Below are 23,805 nucleotides of genomic sequence, written 5' to 3'. Positions count from 1 at the left end.
TTTGGGCGCTCGTAAGGCGATCGGCTTCTCAAGGGCTGCGGCCGTGTCCAGGCTCGCCGTGGCCGAGTTGACCTACAGTTCCCGCGGCTTCCGCGTCGCCAACGAGCCCGCCGCCCGCCACATCATCCTCACTCGCGAAGGCGGCCTCGCGACCGACGAGCGCGGGGTGCGCGAGACGCCCTATCTGGGCGAGCTCGTCACGGGACGGCTCGAGCTGACGCCCGAGAGCGTCGTCATCGACTTCGGCTGCGGGATCGGTCGAATGGCGAAGGAGCTGATCGAGCGAACGGGCTGCCATGTCCTCGGGGTTGATCTGAGCCCGGAGATGCGTGCGCTCGCGCCGGGCTATCTGCGGTCCTCGCGGTTCTCGGTGATCTCCCCGGAGCTGCTGATCGCCATGGTGAAGGCCGGCGTCCAGCTCGACGCCGCGATCTCGGTTTGGGTGCTGCAGCACTGCGCTCGCCCTGTCGCGGACATCGACCTGCTGTACCGGGCCCTGAAGTCCGGCGGCCGTTTCATGGTGGTCAACAACCTCGGCCGCGCCGTGCCGACGGTGGAGAAGTTCTGGGCGAACGACGGCGTCGACGTGCGGGCGCTGATCGGCGACCGGTTCGCGGAGGTCGAAGCCGGGCGCCTGGATGCGGCGGCTGTCAGCCAGACGGTGGCCGACTTCTCCTTCTGGGGACTCTATCGGAAATAGCCGCGCCGTAGGGCGTGGAGAGCTTCGCGGTGGTAGGCCGGCTGGGATTCGAACCCAGGACCATTCGATTAAAAGTCGAATGCTCTACCACTGAGCTACCGGCCCGCACGCGGGTCGCGAAGCGGCGCGGACCATAGGCGCCGCTCCGGTCCGGCGCAAGCCGTCGCGGTTTGCATTTGCGTCGTCCCGGCGGAACGGCAGTCTGGCCGCATGGCGGGCGGGGTAGACCGGATGATTCAAGAGGCGCTTCAGAACGATCGACGCGGGTTCCTGCGGGGCGCGGCAGGTCTCGGACTGATGGGCCTCGGCGGTTGCGCGACGAGCGCCGCGCCGCCGCCCGCGCCGCTGGCGCCCGCCAAGCCGCCATTCCGCCCCGTGCCGCCGCTCGCGGCCCTGGACGCCCGGCCTGGCCGGATCATGAACATCACCGTCTGTCTGCGGCCGTTCCGGGCGGCCGGGCCACGGCTGGACGCCGAGACGGTGGGCGACAAGCTGGTGGTCCACAACTATGGCCACGGCGGCAGCGGCTGGTCGCTGTCCTGGGGTTCGGCCCTGGAGGTCGTGCCGAAGGCGCTCTCCACCGGGCAACGGGACCTGGCTGTGCTCGGCTGCGGCGCGCTCGGCCTCACGGCGGCCCTGACCGCCCAACGAGCCGGGGCGAGGGTCACCATCTATGCCAAGGAGCGGCCGCCCGAGGTGCGCTCCTCGCGCGCCACCGGCGTCTGGTCGCCGGACAGCCGGATCGCCAAGGCCGATGCGATCGGCCCAACCTTCGGCCCGTTGTGGGAGCGGATGAGCCGCGCCTCGTTCCGGACCTACGCGAGCTACCTCGGACTGCCGGGCGCTCCGGTCGAGTGGATCGATCGCTACATGGTCGCGGAAGGGCCGCCCGGACGGCGCAGCGATCCGATCGGCTTCGCGCACCTCGGCGGCCGGGTGGCCGATCTGACGCCGCCTGTCGAGCGGCTGCCGCCCGAGAGCTACCCCTTCGCCGCGCCGGTCGTGCGCCGGACCTCGCTGCCGATGTTCAACGTCACGGAGCTCAGCCGCGTCCTGATGGCCGAGTTCCTGATGTCCGGCGGCAGGATCGAGACCATGGAGTTCCGGACCCCGGCCGACCTCGCCAGGCTGAAGCAGAAGGTGGTCATCAACTGCACCGGCTATGGCGCCCGGGCGCTCTGGCGGGACGAGACCGTCGTGCCGGTGCGGGGGCAGATCGCGTGGCTGATTCCGCAGCCGGAGGTGAACTACGGCCTGATCTACGACAACGTCAGCATGCTGGGCCGTCGCGACGGCGTGGTGATCCAGCAAACCGGATCGGACGAGGCGTGGGGCTACGACGACGCCAACGAGACACCGGACCGGGCCGAAGCGGAGGCTGCGGTGGCCGCGATCGCGCGGGCCTACCGCGCGCCCGCCTGAATCCCTAGATTGGGAGGCGCTGCGGCGGGCTACGACGGCCCACCGGCGCGCCCGCTTCCGGGCCCCATCAAGGACGGTGGGTCAAAGCTTGCCGCAAGGCGGCTTTCCCGCCGCAGCGACCTCCCGCGAGCTACTGCTGCTGTTGCTGCTGCATGTGGTGTAGCCGCTGCTGCTCGGCCAGCGCCGAACCGGAAGGCCGTCGCCCCCCTGGCCGGGCGGTCGGTCGCGAGGTGCGCATGAATTCCGGCTCGCTGATCGCCGCGCGGGCCCGGCGCACGGAGACGCCGACGGAGAGTTCGCTGTCCGCCTCGCCCTTGTAGACGCCCCGCGACGGCGGCACGTCGGAATAGTCCCGCCCGACGGCGCAGGCGATATGGCGCTCGCCCGCCTCGGTGTTGTTGGTCGGATCGAAGCCGATCCAGCGCGTCGAGGGCAGGAACACCTCCACCCAGGCATGGGTCGCGTCCGGGTCCGAGCGGTCGCCGCCCTTGCGGTCGGTGAACAGATAGCCCGACACGTAGCGCGCAGGGACGCCCCAGGAGCGGCAGATCGCGAGCATGACGTGGGCGAAGTCCTGGCAGACCCCGGCGCGCGCCTTCAGCACATCGTCGATCGGCGAGTCGGCCCGGGTCACGCCGGCCTCGTAGCCGAAGGCGCCGTAGATGACCTTGGAGAGCTCGCGGACGGCGCTGAGCGGGTCGCGCATCCGCAGTCGTTCGAGTTCATGTTCGGTCTCGAACACACGGAGCGCATCGGTTTCGCGGGCGAAGCCGTGCGGCCGCAGGTAGTCGAAGTGCTCGCCCAGGACGAAGTCTGACCGCAGACGATCCCACTCGCCCATGTCCAGCGCCTCGGGGAGGCCGGTCGGCGCAGACGTCTCCACCGCCGAGCGGGCGGTGATCGTCAGCCGATCGTGCGGCTGGGGCACGTCGAAGTGGTAGACCGCGTTGCCGAAGCTGTCCGCGTAGGAGAACAGCTGGGCGGGCGGATCCAGCTCGAGGTCGAAGCTGACCAGTCGCTGACGGGCGCTCTTCTGGGGCTGCATCCACAGCTCCATCACGCTTTCCCGCACCGGAGCGGCGTACTGGTACTGGGTGACGTGGCGGATCTCGAGCAACATCGGAAATCCCCCTTAGGCCGGTAGCCGCTCTTCGAGCGGATAGGCGACGAAGGTCTCATAGGCGGCGCGGTGGATGGCGGCGCACTCGTCGAGCACCGTGGAAAGGAAGGCGCTGGGCCCCTGCGCCTCCAGTTCGTCGAGGTCGGCGTACTGGAGCCGCGCGGCCAGGCGACCCGCGATGCGCTCCGGACCGGCGGCCGCCGACATGGCGGCCCGGCGGCTGATCGCCCGGAGGTGCGATTCCATCTGCGCCGTGCAGAAGCGCATGGACCGTGGGAAGTCCTCGTCCAGCATCAGGAACTGCAGGATGTAGCGGGGCTGCATCTCCGCGGTGTAGGCGCGCAGATAGGGCTCCAGCGCGCAGCTCATGCGCAGAACGTTGGTGAGGGCGAAGTGGTCGCTGATCGCTCTCTTGCGGCCATCGCCGAAGCAGACCTCCAGCAGGGAGCCGATCAGCTGAGCCCGTTCCAGGTAGACGCCCAGCAGCAGGAAGCGCCAGCCTTCGCCATGGCTCATGGTGGCGTCGGCGGCGCCCTTGAAGAGATGCAGGTCGGCGATGATGTCGTGGAGATAGGCCTGGGAACCGTCGGCGTAGGCCGTCTCAGCGCCGCGCCCGTGGTGCGCAGATAGATGAGGTTCAGCCGCTCCCAGGTCTCGGTGGTGATCTGGTCGCGGACCTGGCGGGCGTTCTCCCGCGCCCGGCTGATGGAGGATACGATCGAGCCGGCGTCCTCGCGGTCGAAGACCAGCGCCTTGGCCGCGGCGTAGGGATCCTTCGCCTTCTCGCCGTCGAGGTCGCCCACCGCGGCGAGCGCGATCCGCGCCACCTGGGTGGCGGCGTCCGAGCGATCGAGCGTCGCCGTCAGCATCACGTCGGCGAGGCGGCACATGTGTTCCGCGCGCTCGACGTACCGGCCGATCCAGTAGAGGCTGTCCGCCACCCGTGCGAGCATCATGCGCGCGGTTCCTTCGGCTCGGTCAGCACCCAGGTGTCCTTGGAGCCGCCCCCCTGGCTCGAGTTCACCACGAGCGAGCCCTTCTTGAGCGCCACGCGGGTCAAGGCGCCTGGCGTGACCACGATCTTCTCGCCGCACAGGATGAAGGGCCTCAGGTCGACGTGCCGCGGCTCGACGGCGTGGTCGATCAGGCAGGGCGCGGTGGAGAGCTGGATGGTGGGCTGGGCGATGTAGTTTTCCGGATCGGCCTTCAACGCCTCGGCGAACTCCGCCTGTTGGGCCTTGGTCGAGTGCGGACCCACCAGCATTCCATAGCCGCCGGATGCGCCCACCGCCTTGACCACCAGCTTGTCGAGGTTCGCCAGCACGTGGCTGAGCTGGGCGGGCTCGCGGCACAGGTAGGTTTCGATGTTCGGGAGGATCGGCTCTTCGCCGAGGTAGTAGCGGATGATGTCGGGGACGTAGGCATAGACGGCCTTGTCGTCGGCGACCCCGGTGCCGGGCGCGTTGCAGATCACGACGTTGCCGGCCCGGTAGGCGTTGAACAGGCCGGCCGCGCCCAGGGCCGAATCCCGCCGGAAGGTGAGGGGGTCGATGAAGTCGTCGTCGACGCGGCGGTAGATCACGTCCACCCGGCGCAGGCCCGTGGTGGTGCGCATGTAGACGTAGTTGTCGTGCACGACGAGGTCGCGACCCTCGACCAACGGCGCGCCCATCAGCCGGGCCAGGTAGGCGTGCTCGTAATAGGCGGAATTGTAGACGCCGGGCGTCAGGACCACGACCTGCGGATTGGGCCGCCAGTCCGCCGCCATGCTCTTCAGCGTCTGCAGCAGCATGTCGGGATAGCGGTCAACCGAGCGAACGCCGGCGCCGCGGAACGTGCCGGGAAACACGCGCTTGGACGCCTCGCGGTTGGCCAGCATGTAGGAGACGCCGGACGGAACGCGGAGATTGTCCTCCAGAACGGCGAAGGCGCCGTCGGGCTGGCGGATGAGGTCCGAGCCGCAGACGTTGGCGTAGGCCTTGTGCGGCACGTACAGGTTCTGCATCTCGCGCCGGTAGGAGGGCGCGGTCAGCACCAGCTCCCGCGGCACGACGCCGTCCATCAGGATCTGCTGTTCCGAGTAGATGTCGGCCAGGAACATGTTCAGGGCCTGCAGCCGCTGGATCAGCCCGCTCTCCACCTTGGCCCATTCCGACGCCGGAATGATCCGGGGCAGGATGTCGGTCGGGATGATCCGTTCGGTGGAGCTTTCGGCGCCGTAGACCGTGAAGGTGATCCCCTGGAGCAGGAAGAAGCGCTCCTGGGTCTTCTGCCGCTCCGCCAGCTCGTCGGGCGACAGCGTGGCGAGACGCGCCTGCAGGGCGGCGTAGTGCGGGCGCACGTGCCCGTCTGCGCCCCGCGCCTCGTCGTAGGGGCGGTCCGCGACGGAGGCCTCGGCCTTGACCCTGCTCAGTTCCCCCACGTCGGCTACCACGCGCTCCGATCCACTCGAGGCTCAACCTCTAGGACGGTTACGGGCTCGCAGGAAGGTGCGGAGCCGAATTCTGCCGCTTCGGACGAGCCGGTACGGGCCTGCCCAACATTTGGGCAGGCCCGCAGCCTCTACCGGATGACCCAGTCCGCGCCGTCGAGACTGGACGGCGGGACGCCGGGCAGGTGGAGGAAGTAGGTTCCCCACGGGTCGGCGTGGCCGTGCCCGTCGCTGTCGTAGATCACCTTGGCGCCCCCGGCGCCGTCGCTCAGCAGCTTGAGGTATCCCTCGGCGACCGGGTCGGCGCTCCAGGCGCCTCCCGCCTTGAACATGCCCCGCAGGTCGAGCACGTCGCCGTCCTTGAAGTCGGTGATCGTGGCCGGGCTCCAGGGCGTCTGGGCGAAGACAAAGCGATCCGCTCCGTCGCCGCCGGTCAGAGTGTCGGAGCCTCGGCTGGCGTTCAGCGTGTCGGCGCCCGAACCGCCACGGAGGGTGTCTCCGGGAAACGCCGAGGTCAGCGTAACGCCCGGCGAACCGCCGGCGGGCGGCGGAGGCGTCGTCGGAGCCGGCGCGGTCGAGCCGCCAGCGCCCAGGTCGGCGACACTCGTGACCCGGACGCCCTGCAGCTGCGCGACGTAGTCCGGCCAGGCGCCGCCGGGGCCATCGGGATCGATCACGACCTTGGTGCCGCCCGCGCCGTCATCCATCAGCACCACGCGCTCGGCCGCGGGGGCTCCCTTCAGAAGGGCGGCGATGTCCAGCTTGTCGGTTCCGATCTGGAAGTCCTTGATCACCGTGGGCGACCACGGAACGCGGCCGAAGACGAAGACGTCCGCGCCGGCGCCGCCCGTCATCTGTTCGCCGCCGTTGCCGGCCGTCAGGGTATCGGCGCCCGCACCGCCCTTCAGCACGTCGCCGAACGCTTGCGACGTCAGCGCCACGCCCGACCCGGAGGTCGGCGGCGGCGGCGGAGCCGGAGGCGGCGTCGGCGAAGGTGTCGGCGCCGCGCCGACCCCAGGCAGGTTCCAGGCCTTGACGTAATCGACCTTCAGCTGCGCCGGCCACGGCGTCGTCGCGTCGGGCGAGCCCGGCCAATGCCCGCCGACCGCCAGGTTGACGATCATGTGCATCGGCTTGGTCATGTCGGAAGGCGTCGCGGTCCGCCAGATCTCGGAACCGTCGACGTAGAAGATGATCTCGGACGGGCTCCAGAGCGCGCCATAGGTGTGGAAGCCGGCGCTGTTCGGGATGTAGTTCTGCAGGCCGAGCGCCGGCACCGAATTCGAGTGAATGGCCGTGTGCGGCACGCTGGTGTCGGACCCGAGACCTTCGAGGATGTCGATCTCGTTGTTGTTCTCGCCCAGCAGCCAGAACGCCGGCCACAGGCCCTGGCCGTCCGGCAGCTCGGCCCGCATCTCGAAGTAGCCGTAGGTCTGGGTGTGGTGGGAATCCAGCATCCCGGAGGTGTACTGATACCCCCACATGTTCTGCGACTGCCACCCGGCCGGCTGGGCGGTGATCGTCAGCACGCCGTTGCTGACGCTGTAGGGATTGAGCCCGAGCGCGGCGCCGGTCGTGCCCTTGAAGTCGGGCGACACGTACACCTGCAGTTCGCCGTTGCGGGGCAGGGTGAAGCTGTTCAGGCCGTCGCCCGCATAGCCGAAGTTGGTCTTCCAGACCGAGCCGAGCTGAAGGCTGTCGAAGTTGTCGACGAAGGTCTGGGAGCCCAGCGCCCCATAGTTCAGCGGCAGCTGGAAATCGCGCGCGGTGAACTGTCCGATGGTGGCGTTGCGGAAGATGATCTGTGTGCCGCCGTCGTTCAGCACGACATCGGATCCGACCTGGGTCATGGCGGCCTTCACCTGGTCGAAGGTGTAGAGGTCGCCGCCTACCAGGCGAACTTTGTCGGACCAGGACTGGAAGTCCTGGATCACCTTGTTGCCCTCGCCCCGGTAGACGATGAAGGTGTCGGACCCGCCGCCGCCGAGCAGCACGTCCTCGCCGCGGCCGCCGTAGATGAACTGGTCGCCGTCGAGGCCTTGGATGATGTTGTTCTGGTCGTTGCCGGCGGCGTAGCTGCCGCCCCCGAACACGATCAGGTTCTCGACGTGGGCGGGCAGGGTGTAGGAGGACCAGATCTTGACGGTGTCGACGCCGCCGCCGGCGTTCTCCCGCACCACGTCGCGGGTGTCGCGAACCCAATAGAAGTCGTCGCCGCCGCCGCCGACCAAGGTGTCGCGGCCGCCGCCGCCCTCGAACTCATCCGGCCCGTCCGAACCCCACAACGTCTCACTGGCCCACGTGCCCTTTACGTAGCGCACGCCATACTGGTTCGTGTCAGGCAGCATGACGCCCGACGCGTTGCGATAGCCCATCGAAGGAACTCCGACGCTCGATGTGGGTTGATGGTGATCCGGCGGGCGGTCAGCAGACCGCACGGCGTGCCCCCGCGACGAATTGCGCCTTAGATGCGTCGTTCGGCGGTCGCAACACTATACTGTTGTGAAGCTTCAAAGTTATTCTCGAAGACATGATTAGGCTGTGGCGGCGCGTCGCACGCCGCAAGTGACGTCGCATTCTGGCCGTAATTCAGCGGCCAAATACATCTCAACGGCCGAGCTTGTTTACTTACGACGGACATTCTCGATGTTCGGCGTGTCGCCGTCGCCGCAGCAAATCGCCGCAAGCGAGAACTTCGAACCTCTTCCCGTTTTCCGATCGTCGCGCCACGTGACAGCGCGGCACCGCACAGCTACACCGGCTTGGGGGGCTCGCTGGGATTCTGAGCTTTGGGTCGATTGCTCCACGCCTTTGCCGCTACGGCGGCCTTGTGCGTTCATGGCGTGGCTTTCGCCGCCGAACCGCGCGCCGTTGTCGAGGGCGAGCTGGACGGCGATCTGCGCGCCGCAATCCAGCGCGCGATCGGCAACACGGACGACAGGATCGAGACGCGTTTCGAGGCGCGCCGCCGCGCGCGCGCCGCCGCCGAGGACGCCATCGCGGTCCTGCGATCGGAAGGCTACTACGCCTATGGCGTCGAGCCCGACGTCAGCGAGGCTGACCCGCCGACGCCGCTGGTCCGCATCACGCCAGGCCCACGGTTCCGGCTCGGGGAGGCGGCGATCCAATGGCAGGGCGCTGCGCCCGACCCGGAGACCGAGCGCGCCGCGCGGAGCGCGATGGAGCTCAAGCCCGGCGATCCCGGCCGCGCAGCCGTTGTCGTAGGGGCCGAGGGACGGGTCATCGCGCTGCTGCAGGGGCGCGGCTATCCAGACGCCATCCCGCAGCCTCGCGAGGTCATCGTCGACCATGCCGATGCGAGCCTGACGCCCACCTATCGGATCCAGGCCGGCGAACTGGTGAAGCTCGACGGGCTGGAGATCACCACGGACGGGCGCACGCGCGCCGCCTGGGTCCGCAGCCTGGCGCCCTGGAATTCCGGGGACACGTACGATCCCGACGACGTGGCCGAACTTGAGCGCCGGCTCCTAGACACCGGGGTCTACGAGAGCGTCACCGTGGCGCTCGCCCCCCGGCCAAGGCCACGTCGGAGGGCTTGCGGCCGGTGGTCGTCAGCCTTGCGGAGCGCAAGCGACACAGCATCGAGGCCGGCGCGAGCTATTCGACCACCGACGGGGCCGGCGTCGAGGCCCGCTGGACGCGCTACAATGTCCTGGGTCGGGCTGACACCCTCTCCGTCCTGGGCCGCCTCTCCGACAAGGACAGTCGCATCGAGCCGGAGCTTACCCTGCCGCACTGGCGCCGCGCCCAGCAGACGCTGCGCCTGGGAGCGGCCGCCTACGACATCACGACCGACGCTTTCGATGAGACCGGCTTTGGCGTCCGCGGCGACGTCACCCGGCGCTACGGCAAGACCTCCTACGTCACCCTCGGCGCCAGCCTCGACGCGAGCCGGAACCAGGAGACCGACGAGGAGGATCTCTCTAGTCTCGGCCGGGACCTGGTGACGGCGGCCATCCTCGGCGACGTCCTGCTCGACCGTTCGAACGACCCGCTTGATCCACGCCGTGGCTGGAGGCTTTCGGCCCGCGCCGAGCCGACCGTCATCCTGGGCGAGGAGAACCTGCCGTACCTGCGTCTCCAGGTTCAGGGCACGGCCTATCTGCCTTTGGATCGTGACGCCCGAACCGTGGCGGCGGGCCGGTTGCGAGTGGGGCGCATCATCAATGGCACGATCCCGGAGGTGCCGGCGTCACGACGCTTCTACGCCGGTGGCGGGGGTTCGGTCCGCGGCTTCTCCTACCAGGGCGTAGGCCCCCGCCTCGACGACGGCACGCCGCGCGGCGGCACCTCGTTGTTCGAGGCCTCGGCGGAGTTCCGGCGCGAGCTGACAACCAAGTGGGGCTTCGCGCTCTTCGTCGACGCCGGTTCGGTGGGTTCGGAAGGCGCGGTGGACTTCGATGAACTGGCGGTCGGCGCAGGCCTCGGCGTCCGCTACAACCTCGGCTTCGCACCGATCCGCGTCGACATCGCCACCCCGGTTGCCCGGCGCCGCGGTCAGTCGCCGATCCAGGTCTACATCAGCATCGGGCAGAGCTTTTGAGCGAGCCGTCCGACATCGAAGAGGCGCCGGCCGTCGTCAAGCGCTCGGCCGTCCCGAAGGCGATCACAGCCATCGCGCTGGCGGTCCTCGCCGTCTTCGCGCTGCTGTTCGCAACTGGGCGCTGGGGCGTGCTGACGCCGCAGGCGCGGCTGCTGATCGAGGCCCGCACGGACGGCCTGAAGCTCGGTCGGATCGGCCAGCTCAAGCTCGAAGGGCTGACGGGCGACATCTGGCGCGACGTTCGTGTGCGTCGCCTCACCATCCGCGACGAGCAGGGTGTCTGGCTAGAGGCGGAGAACGTTCACGTTCAATGGCGTTACCTCGAACTTCTCAGGCGGCGCTTCGACGCTGACCTGATCGAGGCCGAGAGCGTGCGGCTCGTCCGACGACCCGCGCTGGGTCCCAAGGGCAAGGATAGGGGCCTGCCGGTCTCGTTCCACATCGACGCCTTGAAGGCGCGAGTGATCTTCGAGGAAGCCTTCAGCTATCAGCGCGGCGTCTACGACCTCTCGGCCAATCTCGACATCGCGCGCGCGGGCGGCCGCAGCGGCAAGGTGGCGGCGACCAGCGTGCTGCATCCCGGCGACCGGCTCGATGTGGATTTCGCATTCGGTCCTCTCGCGCCGTTGCGCCTCAGCGCGGACGCCGTCGAGGCGCAGGGCGGCGCGCTGGCCGGCTCACTGGGCCTGCCGGCGAACCAGCCGTTCGAACTCACCGTCCGGGCCTCGGGCAAGGCCTCCGAAGGCCGCTTCGAGGCGGTGGCTCGCTCAGGCGAGGTGACGCCGGTGCTGGCCCGCGGCGCCTGGCGGCCCGATGGCGGAGTCGCCGGCGGGCGGATCTTGCTGAACGCTTCCAGCCTCACCAGCCCCTACATGGCCCGCTTTGGCCCCGAACTGCGGTTCGGTCTGGCCGGCCGGCGCGCCGACGCGGACTTCCATGCGTTGGAGGGGCGCATCTACGCCGACAACCTGACCGTCGTGCTCTCCGGCCGGGGTAATCTCGGGGAGCGGAGGCTCGGACCCCAGGGCGTCCGCGTCGACGCCCAAACCAGGGATGTACAGCGGCTTGCCGGCGGGCCCGAAGCCGGAGCGGCGCGGGTCACCGGCGTCCTGACCGGCGCGCTGGACGCCTGGCGCTTCGCGGGCGACGGCGCGGTGTCCGACGTGGCCCTCGGGGGGTATGGACTGGCGCGGATCGGCGGTCCGCTGCAGGTGGCCCGCGACAAGGGCGCGCTTTCGGTGAAGGCGAGGTTGGCGGGCGTTGGCGGGCGCGGGCAGGGGATTCGTCGCAGCCATGCTCGGAGGTGCGCCCGTAGCCGCGCTGGACGGTGCGCGCCTCGCCGACGGGCGACTGCTGCTGCGGGAGCTCGACGTCACCGGACAAGGTCTCAAGGTCGAAGCGAGCGGCGGCCGCAGCCTGCTGGGGACGTTGACCTTCAAGGGGCGGGCGGAAGTCTCCAATCTCGCCGCGGCCCGCCCCGGAGCGGCTGGCGGAGCCGAGCTGAACTTCCAGGCGTCCCAGGGGGGCGCCCAGCGGCCCTGGACCGTGAGCCTCGACGCGCGGGGGCGCCGGTTGGCGACGGGCATGGAAGAGCTGGACCGGCTGCTGGGGCCGCAGCCGCGGCTGCAGGGTCAGGCGAACTGGGATCAGGGCGCGCTCTCCATCGCCCGCGCCACCCTCGATGGGGCGGCGCTCGACGCCACACTGACAGGCGCGCTGCGTCGAGACCGCAGCCTCGCCTTCAAGGCGGACTGGTCGGCGCAGGGCCCGTTCCGCGCCGGGCCGGTGGAGATCTCTGGCCGGGCCAAAGGCACAGGGGCGGTGACCGGTGTGCTCGCGGAGCCGCGGCTGGACCTGATCGCGGACATCGACGCGATCGACGTACCGCGCCTGCCGCTCAAGAACGCCAGGCTCACGCTCTCCTTCCTGCGTCGCACGGACGGCTCGACGGGCCTCGTGGCGCTGGCGGCCGACAGCGGCTATGGCCCGGCGCAGGCCAAGTCCGCGTTCCGTTTCCCCGAGGGCGGAGTGGATCTTACGGAGATCGCCATCGATGCGGGCGGCGTGAAGGCGACCGGCGCCCTGTCGCTGCGGCGTCGCAGTCCGTCGGCCGCCGACCTTGACGTCCTGGTCACCCAGGGCGCCTTCCTCGACGCGGGCCGCGTCTCCGGGGACGTCCGGATCGTCGATGCGGGCGGAGCCCGGGCCACGCTCGATCTGCGGGCGGAGAACGCCCGGCCCGCCGGAACGGCGCTGGCGATCCGCAGCGGCCGCCTGACCGCGGACGGTCCGTTGTCGCGGCTGCCCTACACGGTGCTGGCGGAAGGCGGCTCACGACGCGGGGCGTGGCGGATCGACGGACGAGGCACGCTCGCCGAGACGCGACCTGGTTACACCCTGGGTTTCGACGGGCTGGGCCGATTGGGCCGCCGCGACCTCCGCACGCTCGAGACGGCGGTGTTCCGCTTCGGCGGCGGCGAGCGCGGGGCGCGGCTTCGCCTCGCGAGCTCCGATGGCGGACGCATCGATCTCGACGGCGCTCTGCGGGGCGACGCCGCCGCGGTGCAGGCCCGCGTCGCCGGTGTGACGCTCGAGATGTTCGACCCGGACCTCGCCGGCCGGATCGACGCCACGCTCAACCTTTCCGGCAGCGGAGAGAGCCTGTCCGGCGGCTTCGAGGCCCGGTTGGCCGACGCGCGGGGCCGCGGCGCGCCTGAAATTCAGGGCATGGATGGAGTGGTCCGCGGCAAGCTGGCGGGGAATGCCCTGACCCTCCAGGCTGAGACGCGCAACGAGCAGGGGCTGCGCGCGGACGCCGATCTCATGCTGCCGGCGGAGGCCTCCGCGGCCCCGTTCCGTATCGCGATCGCGCGCCAGCGGCCGATGCGTGGACGCTTCTCGGCCGAGGGCGAGGTGCGCCCGCTCTGGGACCTGCTTTTCGGCGGCGAGCGAGCTCTCGCCGGCTTCGTCCGCACGCAAGGAACACTGGGCGGAACGCTGGCCGACCCCAACGCGGTGGGGGAGATCAGCGTCGCACGGGGGCGGTTCGACGACGGCGCCACCGGCCTCTCGCTCCGCGACGTGACCCTGGCGGCCAACTTCACCCGCAACAGCGTGGACGTGACGCAAGCCTCGGGCGTCGACGGCGAGGGCGGCCGGGTCTCGGGCCAGGGCCGCATCAGCCTGGCGCGCAATGGCGTCTCCAGCTTCCGGCTCGACCTGCGCGACTTCCGTCTGATCGACAACGAGGTCGCCACTGCTGCGGCGACCGGCCAGGCGACCATCGCGCGGGCGGCGGACGGGAAGGTGCGCCTGTCGGGCGACCTCACCATCGATCGCGCCGACATCGCTGCAGACCTGCCGACGCCGTCGGGCGTCGTGGCGCTCGAGGTGAAGGAGGTGAATCGTCCGGACCAGCTCAACACCGGCTTGCCGCCCCCGCGCTCGCGCGGCCAGGGGTGGCTGCTGGATGTGAACCTCAAGGCGCCGCGCCGCGTGTTCCTGAGGGGGGCGTGGCCTGGACGTGGAGCTTTCACTCGACGCCCACGTCGGCGGCACCACCACGAGTCCCGACCTGTCGGGCGTGGCGCGCGTCGTGCGTGGCGATTACGAGTTCGCGGGCAAGCGCTTCGAGTTCGACGACGACAGCGTGGTTTACCTGGCGACCCGTCCACAGGGCATCCGCCTGCAACTCGACGCGGTGCGTGATGATCCCACCCTGCGCGTCACGGTGCGCATCCGCGGCACCGCGGCCGAGCCGCAGGTGACGCTCGCATCTTCGCCGACCCTGCCGAACGACGAGGTGCTGTCACAGGTGCTGTTCGGCCGATCCGCATCTCAACTTTCGCCCGTGGAAGCAGCCCAACTCGCCTCGGCGCTCTCGTCGCTGACGGGCGGGGGCGGACTGGACGTGATCGGCAACCTGCGCACCTTCGCCGGCCTGGACCGGCTGGCCTTCGGCGGCGGCGACGAAGCGGGCGTGACGGTGTCCGGCGGCAAATACCTGACGGACGACGTGTACCTGGAACTGACCGGCGGTGGACGGGAAGGCGGCGCAGCCCAGGTGGAATGGCGCATCCGCCGCAATCTGGCGATCATCTCGCGGATTACAGGGCAGGGCGACAACCGCCTGGCGGTTCGCTGGCGGCGGGACTACTGAGCCGCGGCTAGGCGGCGTTGCGGCCGCCCTTCTGCGCGTAGGCCTGGGTGCCGCGGGTGAACACGCGGTCCTGCGGCAGCACGGCCTCGATCGGAATGTCGGTCGCCGCCGCCATCCGGCTGTAGATCGGGCCGAAATCCTGAAGCGTCGCGTCGAGCAGGCTCTGCAGCGACGGGATCACGAAATACACCTGCTGGAAGTCGTCGATGCGATAGGGCGTGCGCATCACCCGCTCCAGGTCGAAGCCGAGGCGATTAGGTGACGGATCGTCGAGGGCGAACACGGACTCCGCGAAGCTCGAAACGATGCCCGCCCCATAGATCCTGAGGCCCTGCTGGGTTTCCAGCAGGCCGAACTCCACGGTGTACCAATAGAGACGGGCGAGGTTGTGCAACCGGCCAAGGCCGAGGGCGCGGCGGCCGCCTTCGCCATACGCCTGCATATAGTCGGCGAAGGTGGGGTCGGTGAGCATCGGCACGTGGCCGTAGACGTCGTGGAAGATGTCCGGCTCCTGCAGGTAATCCAGCTCGTCCGGCTTGCGGATGAACTGGCCCGCGGGAAACCGCCGGTTGGCCAGGTGGTCGAAGAACACATCGTCGGGCACGAGGCCCGGCACCGCCACCACCGTCCACCCGGTCAGCCGTCTCAGTTCCTCGTTGATGCGCGCGAAGTCGGGGATGCCGGCGCGATGCAGGTCGAGGGCCTCGAGTCCCTTGAGGAACGGGTCAGCGGCCCGGCCGGGCAGCAGCCTGGCCTGGCGCTCGTAGAGCGTGATCCAGACATCATGCTCGGCCTGGGAGTATGCCTCCCAGTTCTGGTCGATGGTCCAATCGGCCCGCGCGCCGGGCGGCGGGCCGCTTCCAAAGCCGTCGGCGCTCATGGCGACGAGAATGGCCCCGTTTGCGCGGAAGTTCCGTTCTGATTAGGCCGCCCAAGCTAAGATCGGCGGCAAAACGTTTCGCCTCAGTGGCTGATCCGCGGGCGCAGCGTGTACTGCCCTTCGCGGAAGGACTCGAACAGCAGCGAGGCCTGCGGGTGGCCTACCGGCTGGCCCGTGTCGTCGGCGACGAGGTTCTGCTCCGAAACGTAGGCCACGTAGGCGCTCTCGTCGTTCTCGGCGAGCAGGTGGTAGAACGGCTGGTCCTTGTGGGGCCGGATGTGCTCCGGGATCGACAGCCAGTATTCCTCGGTGTTGCTGAACTCCGGGTCCACATCGAAGATCACGCCGCGGAACGGGTAGACGCGGTGCCGGACGACCTGGCCGATCGTAAATTTGGCGAAGCGCGTGCTCATGCCGTCGAATCTAGACCCCATCTGCTGACTGGAAGGTGAACGTACCTCTCCAGACCCCGCGTTCAAAGGCCGGTGCTTCCGGGGCCAGCGGCGCCTTTGCTACAGTCGCGGCGAAATGAGGCCGCCCGCCGGGTGGTCTGCGTAGGGACGGATGTGGCCCATGGAAGAGGCGCCGCGCGCCGCGCCCCGCGATGGCCGAACGTGGCCCGGGTCGGGGACGGGATCGAGAGCGTGACCGCGACAAGGCTGTCGGCGAGGCCTGCTACGCGGCGCTGGATCTCGGGACGAACAACTGTCGCCTGCTGATCGCGACGCCGGCCCCCTCCGGCTTCCGGGTGGTGGAAGCCTATTCCCGGATCGTGCGGCTAGGCGAAGGCCTCACCCAGAGCGGCCGGCTTTCGGAGGCGGCCATGGAGCGCGCGCTGGCGGCCCTGAAGGTCAGCGCGGAGAAGGTTCGCCGTCGCCGTGTCGTGCGCTTCCGCGCCATCGCCACGCAGGCATGCCGGATCGCCGGCAACGGCCCGGCCTTCGTCGAGCGCGTCGCCAGCGAGACCGGCGTGCGCCTGCAGGTCATCAGCCCGCAGGAGGAAGCGAGGCTCTCGGTCACCGGATGTCTGAACCTGCTGGACCGGACGCAGGACGCGGCGCTGGTCGTCGATGTCGGCGGCGGCTCCACCGAGCTCTCGTGGGTCGACCTGCGCGAGGCGCCGCCCGCCGGCATGCCGCCGGTCCGCGCCTGGCTGTCCATCCCGATCGGCGTCGTTACCTTGGCCGAGCGGTTTCCTGAGGGCGAGGCGGCTACGGACGCCTGGTTCCGCACCATGGTCGAGACGGTGAAGGCCGAACTGGTCGCCTTCACCCGCGCGGAGCCGATGCGGCCGATCTTCGAGGCGGACCGTGCCCACCTGGTGGGGACGTCCGGCGCCATCACCAGCCTGGCCGGCCTGCACCTGGAACTGCCGCGCTATGACCGGAGCCGGGTCGACGGCATCTGGATGACGCGCGACCAGTGCGACGCTGCGGCGGGCCGCCTGCTGGCGCTGAACGCGCGCGAGCGCGCGGACCAGCCCTGCATCGGGCCCGATCGCGCAGACCTCGTGCTGGCGGGCGCGGCCATCCTGCAGGCCGTGCAGGAACACTGGCCTTGCTCGCGCGTCCGCGTCGCCGATCGCGGTCTGCGCGAGGGCATCCTCCTATCCCTAATGTCCGACCGTGGGCCGCGCCGCCGGCGCAAACGCCGCCGCGGCCGCAACGGCCGGAGCGCCTCATGACCGAACCGCCCCGCAAGCGCATGGTGAAGCTGCCGACCGGCGGCCAGGAAGGCGGCCGCGGCAAGCCCGCGCGCCTGAAGACAGCCAAGCAGCGCACCCCATCACAGCAGGCCTGGCTCGAGCGTCAGGTGAACGATCCGTTCGCCGCCAAGGCGCGGGCGCTCGGCTACCGCAGTCGGGCGGCGTTCAAGATCAGCGAGATCGACGACCGCTTCCACCTGTTCAGGAAGGGCGTGCGGGTCGTCGACCTGGGCCTCGCCCCCGGCGGCTGGACCCAGTACGCGATACAGAAGGGTGTCACGAATATCGTGGGCGTCGACCTGCTGCCCGTGGAGCCGCTGCCCCCCGCTCACATCCTGCAGATGGATTTCACGGATCCCGAGTGCGGCCCGAAGCTGATCGAGCTGCTCGGCGGACCGCCGGACGTGGTGATGTCGGACATGGCGCCGAACACCATCGGCCATCGAGAGACCGATCACCTGCGGATCGTCGGCCTCATCGAAGCGGCGATCGACTTCGCGCTCGAGGTGCTGAAGCCCGGGGGCGCGTTCGTCGCCAAGGCCTTCCAGGGCGGCGGTACCGACCAGTTGATCGCAGGCCTCAAGCAGCACTTCACCGACGTCCGCAACGTGAAGCCCAAGGCCAGTCGTCAGGACAGCTCCGAGGTCTTCCTCGTCGCGACGGGCTTCAAGGGACGCTGACTTGGGCTGATGGCGGCTCGGGCGTCCGGGCGCCTTCTTCCACCAGCCAGTCCCGGAACCGCCGCAGCGCCCGGCTGTCGGCGCCGGGCTGGGTGAGCAGGGCGAACGCGCTGGCCGAGCGGTGGAAGCCCGCGGGCGCGACCAGCCGCCCAGATCGCACCTCGTCCACGCACAGCGGCCAGGACAGCACCGCCGCGCCCAGGCCGGCGAGCGCCGCGTCCATCACGAAGTGCACGTGGGCGAACGGCCGCTCCGCCACGTTGGGCAGTTCCAGCCCGGCCAACTCGGCGAACACCGGCCAGGCCTCGGGATGAGTGGCGGCGGCGAGGCGAGGGGCCTTCAGGAGGTCGCCCTCGGCGCGCGCGGCGCACGCCGGCGACATCACCGCGCCCAGGGCGTTGCGCATGAAGGCGGCGCAGTTGGGGTCGGACAGGCGGCTCGCAGGGACGATCCGCACCACCGCATGGGCGTCGCGGTGCGAGGTGGCGTGCGGCGCCAGTTCCGTCAGGTGCAGGCGGATGTCGGGATGCCGCGCCTGGAAGCCAGGGAGACGGGGGATCAGCCACTTCACCGAGATGCTGGCGTTCACCGCCACATGGAGGTCCTCGCCCTCCTGGCGCAGTCCGCGGACGGCGGCGTGGATGCGGCCGAAGGCGTCGGTGAGCTGCGGCGCCAGCTCGCGGCCGGCGGTCGTCAGTTCCAGCCGGTGCTTCGGCCCCGACAGCAGACGCACGCCCAACACCGCCTCCAGGGCCTTCACCTGTCGGCTGACGGCCGAGGGCGTGACGCTCAGCTCCTCGGCGGCGAGCGTCACCTTGCCGGTGCGCGCCACGGCCTCGAACGCCCGCAGCGCGTTCAGGCTGGGCGCAGGTCCGCTTGTGAGTTTTTGGAACATGGCGGTGCGGCTATTTCAATTTACGCCGCAATGCAATCTGGGCATCCACTCGCCATGCAAGGACAGAGCACCGCCCTCAAGCCGGTCGACTACGATCAGGCCCAGCACGCCGGCTACGCCAAAGCCCGCGCGCTCCAGCCCCGCGCCATCGCCTGGTACATGGACGCCTTCGCGGCCTACCTGCCGCCGGAGCGGCCCCTGGTCGGCATCGACCTCGGGTCCGGCACGGGGCGCTTCACCCCGGCGCTGGCCGACGCGTTCGGCGGTCCGGTCTACGGCGTGGAGCCCGCTGCACGGATGCGCGAGACCGCCGAGGTGAAGTCGGCGCATCCCGCCGTTCGCTACCTGGCGGGGCACGCCGCCGGCATCCCGTTGCCGGACGGCGCCGCCGACTTCGTCCTGATGTTCCTCTCGTTTCATCACTATCCGGACCGCGAGGCGGCGGTGCGCGAGATCCACCGGGTGCTGAAGCCGGGCGGCCGGGCGATCCTGCGCAGCACCTTCAGGGAGCGCATCCCGAACCACTGGTGGCGCAGCTACTTCCCGCGCAGCCAGCAGATCGAGGAAGCAATGTTTCCAAGCGTCGCCGAGGCCAGGCTCTATTTCGAGGATCGCGGCTTCCGGACCATCGGCTGGGAAACGCCGACCATTCCGCTGGAGAACGACCTCGCCAATGCGGTGGAGAAGCTGAAGCTGCGCGCCGTCTCGGTCTTCGAGCATATGAGCGAAGACGAGCTGACCGAGGGTTTCGCCGCCCTGGACGCCGCATTATCTGCGGGGACGCTCGAGCCCAGGCCCACGACCGGAGACTACCTGGTTTTCGCCCGCGACTGAGGGTCACGGCCCTTGCTTCCTGCACGCCGCGCCGCGTATACCCGCGCCGCAAAACGAGGTGTCTCCATGGAGATTCGCGAAGGGCTCACCTTCGACGATGTTTTGCTCGAACCCGGCGCATCCGATGTGATGCCCACGCAGGTGGATGTCTCCACCCGGTTCACGCGAGAGATCAAGCTGAACATTCCGCTCGTGTCCGCCGCCATGGACACGGTCACCGAAAGCCGCCTGGCCATCGCCATGGCGCAGTCGGGCGGCATCGGGGTGCTCCACCGGAACCTGACGGTCGAGGAACAGGCCGACCAGGTGCGCGAGGTGAAGCGCTACGAAAGCGGCATGGTCATCAATCCGCTGACGATCGGGCCCGAGACGACGCTGGGTGAGATCCGCCAGATCAAGGCCAGGCGGAAGATCAGCGGCTTCCCGGTGGTGGACTCCGGCGGCAAGCTCGTCGGCATCCTGACGAACCGTGACATGCGTTTCGAGGGACGCGACGACACGCCGGCCCATGTGCTGATGACCAAGGAGAACCTGGTCACGGTGAAGGAAGGCGTCAGCCAGGCCGAGGCGCGCGACCTGCTGCGCCGGCACAAGATCGAGCGGCTGATCGTGGTGGACGACGACTATCACGCGGTCGGCCTCATCACCGTGAAGGACATGGAGAAGTCCGAAGCCCACCCGCACGCCGCCAAGGATGCGCAGGGCCGTCTGCTGGTCGCCGCCGCCTCGACGGTGGGCGACGCGGGCTACGAGCGCTCGATGGCGCTCGTCGACGCGGGCGTCGACGTGGTCGTCATCGATACCGCCCACGGCCACAACGCCGAGGTGGCCAAGGCCGTGCAGCGCGTGAAGCGCGAGAGCAACCGCGTCCAGGTCGTCGCCGGCAACATCGCCACCTACGACGCCGCGCGCGCGCTGATCGATGCGGGTGCGGACGCCATCAAGGTGGGCATCGGCCCGGGCTCCATCTGCACCACGCGGATCGTGGCCGGCGTGGGCGTGCCCCAGCTCACCGCCATCGCAGACGCGGTGCGCGCGGCGGAAGGCACGGACGTGCCGGTCGTCGCAGACGGCGGCATCAAGTACTCGGGCGACCTCGCCAAGGCGCTCGCCATGGGCGCGTCGGTGGCCATGATGGGCTCGGTGTTCGCCGGCGTCGACGAGGCGCCGGGCGAGGTGTTCCTGTACCAGGGCCGCTCGTACAAGGCCTACCGAGGCATGGGCTCGCTGGGCGCCATGGGCCAGGGCTCGGCGGACCGCTACTTCCAGAAAGACGTGAAAGACGCCCTGAAGCTCGTACCGGAAGGCATCGAGGGCCAGGTGCCGTACAAGGGTCCGATCGCCCCGATCCTGCACCAGATGATCGGCGGCCTCCGGGCCGCGATGGGCTACGTGGGCGGCGGCACGCTGGAGGAATTCCGGCAGCGGGCGCGGTTCATCCGCATCACCAACGCCGGCCTGCGCGAAAGCCACGTCCACGACGTGATGATCACCCGCGAGGCCCCGAACTACCCCAGCGCGGTCTGATGCGCGACGGCGGGCGACTCTCGGCGGCCATCGAGATCCTGGGCGAGATCGAAGGTCGCCACCGTCCGGCCCGCCTGGCCCTGAAGGCCTGGGGCGACGCCTCCCGGTTCGCCGGGGCCAAGGACCGCGCGTTCGTTTCGGGCTTGGTGCTGGACGTTCTGCGCCGAAAGCGCTCGCTGGCCTGGCGGATGGGCGAAGAGGGGCCGCGCGCAGCCGCCCTCGGCGCGCTGCGCTTCCTTTGGGACTGGCCGCTGGACCGCATCGCCGACGCCGCGGCCGAAGAGCCGCATGGCCCGGGGCCCCTGACCGAGGCGGAACGGGCAGCCTTGGAAAGACCCCGCGACCTGGCTGAGGCGCCCGCCGCGGTCCGGGGCGACTACCCGGACTGGCTGGAGCCCAGCCTTGAGCGCGTGTTCGGCGACGCTCGGGCGGAGGAGGGCGAGGCGCTGGCGGAACGCGCGCCGGTCGACCTGCGCATCAACACGCTGAAGACCGACCCCGAGCGCGGCCTGAAGGCCCTGGCCTCGGTGGATGCCCAGCCGACGGGCGTGCTGGCCAACGCCGTGCGCATCGCCGCGCCCGACCCAAGCGCCCGCAGCGGCGCGGTGGAGGCGATCCCGCAGTTCTCCAAGGGCTGGTTCGAGGTGCAGGACCTCGGCAGCCAGATCGCTGCAGCGGCCGCTGGGGAGGTGAAGGGCAAGCAGGTGCTGGACCTCTGCGCCGGCGGCGGCGGCAAGACGCTGGCGCTGGCGGCGGCCATGGGCAACACCGGACAGATCTACGCCTACGACAGCGACGCCCGGCGCCTCACCGACACCATCCGCCGCGGCGACCGCGCCGGCGCTCGCAACCTGCAGGTCCGCTCGCCAGTGAACCCGGAACCTCTGAAGGGACTGGAAGGCAAGATGGACGTCGTCTTCATCGACGCCCCTTGCACCGGGACGGGCTCCTGGCGACGCCATCCGGACACCAAGTGGCGGCTGACGCCCGAGGCGCTCGCCAAGCGCCAGGCCGACCAGGACCAGGTGCTGGACGACGGGGCCGCCTTCGTGAAGCCGGGCGGTCGGATCGTCTACGTCACCTGTTCGGTGCTCCCGGAGGAGGACGAGGATCGCGTCGCCGCCTTCCTTGCGCGCCATCCGGGCTTTGCGCGCAGGCCCGCGACCGAAGACCCGAAGCTCACGCCCCATCTGACGTCCGATGGCGACCTGCGCCTGACCCCCCCACACCTCCGCCACCGACGGCTTCTACGTCGCGGTGCTGGAGAAGACCCGCTAACGGAGCCCCATGACCACGCCCGCTCACGAAAAGGTCCTGATCGTCGACTTCGGCAGCCAGGTGACGCAGCTGATCGCGCGGCGCCTGCGCGAGAGCGGCGTCTATTGCGAGATCCACCCGTACGACAAGGTGGACGACGCGATGCTGGAGGCCTTCGGTCCCAAGGCGATCATCCTCTCGGGCGGACCGGCCAGCGTGCACGTCGAGGCGAGTCCCCGCGCGCCGCAGAAGGTGTTCGAGATGGGCGTCCCCGTCCTGGGCATCTGCTACGGCGAGATGACCATGTGCGCCCAGTTGGGCGGGGCGGTGGAGGGCGGCCACGACCGCGAGTTCGGCCGCGCGGAGATCCACATCCAGAGCGGCTCGCCGCTGCTCGAGGGCCTGGGCGACCTCGGCCATTCCGAAACTGTCTGGATGAGCCATGGCGACAAGATCACCGCGATCCCGCAGGGCTTCGAGGTGGTCGCCACGTCCGAAGGCAGCCCTTACGCCGTCATCGCCGACGAGGGCCGGCGCTTCTACGGCATCCAGTTCCACCCGGAGGTCGCCCACACGCCGCGCGGCGCGCTGATCCTGCGCAACTTCACCCACCGCATCGCCGGGCTGAAGGGCGACTGGACCATGGCGTCCTACCGCCAGGAGCAGGTCGCCAAGATCCGCGCCCAGGTTGGCGACGCCAAAGTGATCTGCGGCCTGTCGGGCGGCGTCGACAGCTCGGTCGCCGCGGTGCTGATCCACGAGGCGATCGGCGACCAGCTGACCTGCGTGTTCGTCGACACGGGCCTGCTCCGCAAGGACGAGGCGACCCAGGTCGTCACCATGTTCCGGGACCACTACAACATCCCGCTCGTGCACGTTGATGCGTCTGATCTTTTCCTCGGCGAGCTGGCGGGCGTCACCGACCCGGAGACCAAGCGCAAGACCATCGGCAGGCTGTTCATCGACGTGTTCGACAAGGAGAGCGCCAAGATCGAAGGCGCCGAGTTCCTGGCCCAGGGCACGCTCTATCCCGACGTGATCGAGAGCGTCTCAGCGAGCGGCGGCCCGTCCGTGGTCATCAAGAGCCACCACAACGTGGGCGGCCTGCCGGACTACATGAAGCTGAAGCTGGTCGAGCCGCTGCGCGAGCTGTTCAAGGACGAGGTGCGCGCCCTCGGCGTCGAGCTTGGCCTGCCGCCGCAGTTCGTCGGTCGCCATCCGTTCCCGGGGCCAGGCCTGGCGATCCGCATTCCGGGCGAGATCACCCGCGAGAAGGTCGCCGTCCTCCAACAGGCCGACGCCATCTACCTCGAGGAAATCCGCAAGGCGGGGCTCTACGACAGCATCTGGCAGGCCTTCGCCGTGCTCTTGCCGGTGAAGACGGTCGGCGTCATGGGCGACGCCCGCACCTACGAGAGCGTCCTTGCTCTTCGGGCGGTCACCTCGACGGATGGGATGACCGCCGATTTCTTCGAGTTCCCCTGGGAGGTCCTGGGTCGCTGCGCCACCCGGATCATCAACGAGGTGCGGGGTGTGAACCGTGTCGTCTACGACGTGACGTCAAAGCCGCCGGGCACCATCGAGTGGGAGTGAGCGAGGCTTCAAGATAGTAACAAAAACAGGTAGATATG

The 23,805-nt window shown here is 69.7% G+C and carries 19 protein-coding genes, 1 tRNA gene and 2 pseudogenes; 11 read left to right on the top strand and 11 right to left on the bottom strand.

Annotation, left to right across the window (positions count from 1 at the left end; translation table 11 throughout):
• Window positions 1–43 precede the first annotated feature (43 nt).
• Window positions 44–700, top strand: coding sequence for a trans-aconitate 2-methyltransferase (locus tag LRS10_RS18470; RefSeq protein ID WP_257838519.1), 657 nt, complete (start codon window positions 44–46; stop codon window positions 698–700).
• Window positions 701–730: 30 nt separating this feature from the next.
• Here LRS10_RS18470 and LRS10_RS18465 read toward each other — a convergent pair.
• Window positions 731–805: transfer RNA gene (locus LRS10_RS18465), tRNA-Lys, on the bottom strand.
• Window positions 806–931: 126 nt separating this feature from the next.
• Here LRS10_RS18465 and LRS10_RS18460 point away from each other — a divergent pair.
• Window positions 932–2,122, top strand: coding sequence for an FAD-dependent oxidoreductase (locus LRS10_RS18460; RefSeq protein WP_257838518.1), 1,191 nt, complete (start codon window positions 932–934; stop codon window positions 2,120–2,122).
• 130 nt (window positions 2,123–2,252) lie between these two features.
• Here the strand turns inward: LRS10_RS18460 and LRS10_RS18455 are convergent, their stop codons facing one another.
• The 6 genes from LRS10_RS18455 to LRS10_RS24575 all read right to left on the bottom strand — a co-directional run bounded on the left by LRS10_RS18455 (window position 2,253) and on the right by LRS10_RS24575 (window position 8,984).
• Window positions 2,253–3,242 carry a transglutaminase family protein gene (locus tag LRS10_RS18455; protein WP_257838517.1) on the bottom strand — a complete coding sequence of 330 codons (990 nt, stop codon included), beginning with the start codon at window positions 3,240–3,242 and terminating at the stop codon, window positions 2,253–2,255.
• 12 nt (window positions 3,243–3,254) lie between these two features.
• Window positions 3,255–3,791, bottom strand: coding sequence for an alpha-E domain-containing protein (locus LRS10_RS18450; protein WP_257839203.1), 537 nt, complete (start codon window positions 3,789–3,791; stop codon window positions 3,255–3,257).
• Window positions 3,755–4,198, bottom strand: a complete 444-nt coding sequence (locus tag LRS10_RS18445) for an alpha-E domain-containing protein (protein WP_257838516.1) — start codon at window positions 4,196–4,198, stop codon at window positions 3,755–3,757. The genes LRS10_RS18450 and LRS10_RS18445 overlap by 37 nt, the downstream gene beginning before the upstream one ends.
• Window positions 4,195–5,583, bottom strand: coding sequence for a circularly permuted type 2 ATP-grasp protein (locus LRS10_RS18440; RefSeq protein ID WP_308238026.1), 1,389 nt, complete (start codon window positions 5,581–5,583; stop codon window positions 4,195–4,197). The genes LRS10_RS18445 and LRS10_RS18440 overlap by 4 nt, the downstream gene beginning before the upstream one ends.
• Before the next feature lie 221 nt (window positions 5,584–5,804).
• Window positions 5,805–8,048, bottom strand: coding sequence for a family 16 glycosylhydrolase (locus LRS10_RS18435; RefSeq protein ID WP_257838515.1), 2,244 nt, complete (start codon window positions 8,046–8,048; stop codon window positions 5,805–5,807).
• A 249-nt stretch (window positions 8,049–8,297) separates the two neighbouring features.
• Window positions 8,298–8,984: a hypothetical protein gene (locus LRS10_RS24575; protein WP_308237982.1), complete on the bottom strand. Its 687-nt coding sequence runs from the start codon at window positions 8,982–8,984 to the stop codon at window positions 8,298–8,300.
• Between the two features lie 254 nt (window positions 8,985–9,238).
• Here LRS10_RS24575 and LRS10_RS24570 point away from each other — a divergent pair, with 254 nt between their 5' ends.
• Window positions 9,239–10,237, top strand: a complete 999-nt coding sequence (locus tag LRS10_RS24570; RefSeq protein ID WP_308237981.1) for a BamA/TamA family outer membrane protein — start codon at window positions 9,239–9,241, stop codon at window positions 10,235–10,237.
• 767 nt (window positions 10,238–11,004) lie between these two features.
• Here the strand turns inward: LRS10_RS24570 and LRS10_RS18425 are convergent.
• Complete coding sequence (locus LRS10_RS18425; protein WP_257838514.1) at window positions 11,005–11,532, bottom strand: hypothetical protein; 528 nt, start codon at window positions 11,530–11,532, stop codon at window positions 11,005–11,007.
• On the opposite strand from LRS10_RS18425, the pseudogene LRS10_RS24565 reads away from it, so the two are divergent.
• Both LRS10_RS24565 and LRS10_RS18415 read left to right on the top strand, forming a co-directional pair.
• Window positions 11,531–13,684: pseudogene (locus LRS10_RS24565) on the top strand (translocation/assembly module TamB domain-containing protein); the annotation flags it as partial. The gene LRS10_RS18425 and the pseudogene LRS10_RS24565 sit on opposite strands and share 2 nt — an antisense overlap.
• Before the next feature lie 76 nt (window positions 13,685–13,760).
• Window positions 13,761–14,396 carry a translocation/assembly module TamB domain-containing protein gene (locus LRS10_RS18415; RefSeq protein WP_257838513.1) on the top strand — a complete coding sequence of 212 codons (636 nt, stop codon included), beginning with the start codon at window positions 13,761–13,763 and terminating at the stop codon, window positions 14,394–14,396.
• 7 nt (window positions 14,397–14,403) lie between these two features.
• On the opposite strand, the gene phhA is transcribed toward LRS10_RS18415, so the two are convergent.
• Together phhA and hspQ are read right to left on the bottom strand one after the other, a co-directional pair.
• Window positions 14,404–15,276, bottom strand: coding sequence for a phenylalanine 4-monooxygenase (gene phhA / locus LRS10_RS18410; protein ID WP_257838512.1), 873 nt, complete (start codon window positions 15,274–15,276; stop codon window positions 14,404–14,406).
• A gap of 83 nt (window positions 15,277–15,359) precedes the next feature.
• On the bottom strand, window positions 15,360–15,689 hold the full coding sequence (hspQ, locus tag LRS10_RS18405; RefSeq protein WP_257838511.1) for a heat shock protein HspQ: 330 nt from the start codon (window positions 15,687–15,689) through the stop codon (window positions 15,360–15,362).
• Between the two features lie 191 nt (window positions 15,690–15,880).
• On the opposite strand from hspQ, the gene LRS10_RS18400 reads away from it, so the two are divergent.
• On the top strand, window positions 15,881–16,960 hold the full coding sequence (locus LRS10_RS18400; RefSeq protein WP_257838510.1) for a Ppx/GppA phosphatase family protein: 1,080 nt from the start codon (window positions 15,881–15,883) through the stop codon (window positions 16,958–16,960).
• Window positions 16,957–17,661, top strand: coding sequence for an RlmE family RNA methyltransferase (locus LRS10_RS18395; protein ID WP_257838509.1), 705 nt, complete (start codon window positions 16,957–16,959; stop codon window positions 17,659–17,661). Before LRS10_RS18400 ends, LRS10_RS18395 begins: the two co-directional genes overlap by 4 nt.
• On the opposite strand, the gene LRS10_RS18390 is transcribed toward LRS10_RS18395, so the two are convergent.
• Window positions 17,648–18,556, bottom strand: a complete 909-nt coding sequence (locus tag LRS10_RS18390) for a LysR family transcriptional regulator (RefSeq protein ID WP_257838508.1) — start codon at window positions 18,554–18,556, stop codon at window positions 17,648–17,650. The two genes, LRS10_RS18395 and LRS10_RS18390, sit on opposite strands and share 14 nt — an antisense overlap.
• A gap of 54 nt (window positions 18,557–18,610) precedes the next feature.
• Here LRS10_RS18390 and LRS10_RS18385 point away from each other — a divergent pair, with 54 nt between their 5' ends.
• The 4 genes and pseudogenes from LRS10_RS18385 to guaA all read left to right on the top strand — a co-directional run bounded on the left by LRS10_RS18385 (window position 18,611) and on the right by guaA (window position 23,767).
• Window positions 18,611–19,390 (top strand): class I SAM-dependent methyltransferase, encoded by a 780-nt coding sequence (locus LRS10_RS18385; RefSeq protein ID WP_257838507.1) that lies wholly within the window; start codon window positions 18,611–18,613, stop codon window positions 19,388–19,390.
• A 66-nt stretch (window positions 19,391–19,456) separates the two neighbouring features.
• Complete coding sequence (guaB, locus tag LRS10_RS18380) at window positions 19,457–20,917, top strand: IMP dehydrogenase (protein ID WP_257838506.1); 1,461 nt, start codon at window positions 19,457–19,459, stop codon at window positions 20,915–20,917.
• Window positions 20,917–22,020: pseudogene (locus LRS10_RS18375) on the top strand (RsmB/NOP family class I SAM-dependent RNA methyltransferase); the annotation flags it as partial. The gene guaB and the pseudogene LRS10_RS18375, both read left to right, overlap by 1 nt.
• Before the next feature lie 184 nt (window positions 22,021–22,204).
• Complete coding sequence (guaA, locus tag LRS10_RS18370) at window positions 22,205–23,767, top strand: glutamine-hydrolyzing GMP synthase (protein WP_257838505.1); 1,563 nt, start codon at window positions 22,205–22,207, stop codon at window positions 23,765–23,767.
• The last annotated feature ends 38 nt before the right edge of the window (window positions 23,768–23,805 follow it).

Source organism: Phenylobacterium sp. J426 (assembly GCF_024699945.1).
In the GTDB taxonomy this organism is placed as follows: domain Bacteria; phylum Pseudomonadota; class Alphaproteobacteria; order Caulobacterales; family Caulobacteraceae; genus Phenylobacterium.
This window is presented reverse-complemented; position numbering and strand designations above follow the sequence as displayed.

Coding starts and splice junctions, on each gene's coding strand:
- LRS10_RS18460 (WP_257838518.1), top strand. CDS start 932: ATGATTCAAGAGGCGCTTCAGAACGATCGACGCGGGTTCCTGCGGGGC.
- LRS10_RS18455 (WP_257838517.1), bottom strand. CDS start 3,242: ATGTTGCTCGAGATCCGCCACGTCACCCAGTACCAGTACGCCGCTCCG.
- LRS10_RS18445 (WP_257838516.1), bottom strand. CDS start 4,198: ATGATGCTCGCACGGGTGGCGGACAGCCTCTACTGGATCGGCCGGTAC.
- LRS10_RS18435 (WP_257838515.1), bottom strand. CDS start 8,048: ATGGGCTATCGCAACGCGTCGGGCGTCATGCTGCCTGACACGAACCAG.
- LRS10_RS24575 (WP_308237982.1), bottom strand. CDS start 8,984: ATGGTCGACGATGACCTCGCGAGGCTGCGGGATGGCGTCTGGATAGCC.
- LRS10_RS18425 (WP_257838514.1), bottom strand. CDS start 11,532: ATGGCTGCGACGAATCCCCTGCCCGCGCCCGCCAACGCCCGCCAACCT.
- phhA (WP_257838512.1), bottom strand. CDS start 15,276: ATGAGCGCCGACGGCTTTGGAAGCGGCCCGCCGCCCGGCGCGCGGGCC.
- hspQ (WP_257838511.1), bottom strand. CDS start 15,689: ATGAGCACGCGCTTCGCCAAATTTACGATCGGCCAGGTCGTCCGGCAC.
- LRS10_RS18400 (WP_257838510.1), top strand. CDS start 15,881: ATGGCCGAACGTGGCCCGGGTCGGGGACGGGATCGAGAGCGTGACCGC.
- LRS10_RS18395 (WP_257838509.1), top strand. CDS start 16,957: ATGACCGAACCGCCCCGCAAGCGCATGGTGAAGCTGCCGACCGGCGGC.
- LRS10_RS18390 (WP_257838508.1), bottom strand. CDS start 18,556: ATGTTCCAAAAACTCACAAGCGGACCTGCGCCCAGCCTGAACGCGCTG.
- LRS10_RS18385 (WP_257838507.1), top strand. CDS start 18,611: ATGCAAGGACAGAGCACCGCCCTCAAGCCGGTCGACTACGATCAGGCC.
- guaB (WP_257838506.1), top strand. CDS start 19,457: ATGGAGATTCGCGAAGGGCTCACCTTCGACGATGTTTTGCTCGAACCC.
- guaA (WP_257838505.1), top strand. CDS start 22,205: ATGACCACGCCCGCTCACGAAAAGGTCCTGATCGTCGACTTCGGCAGC.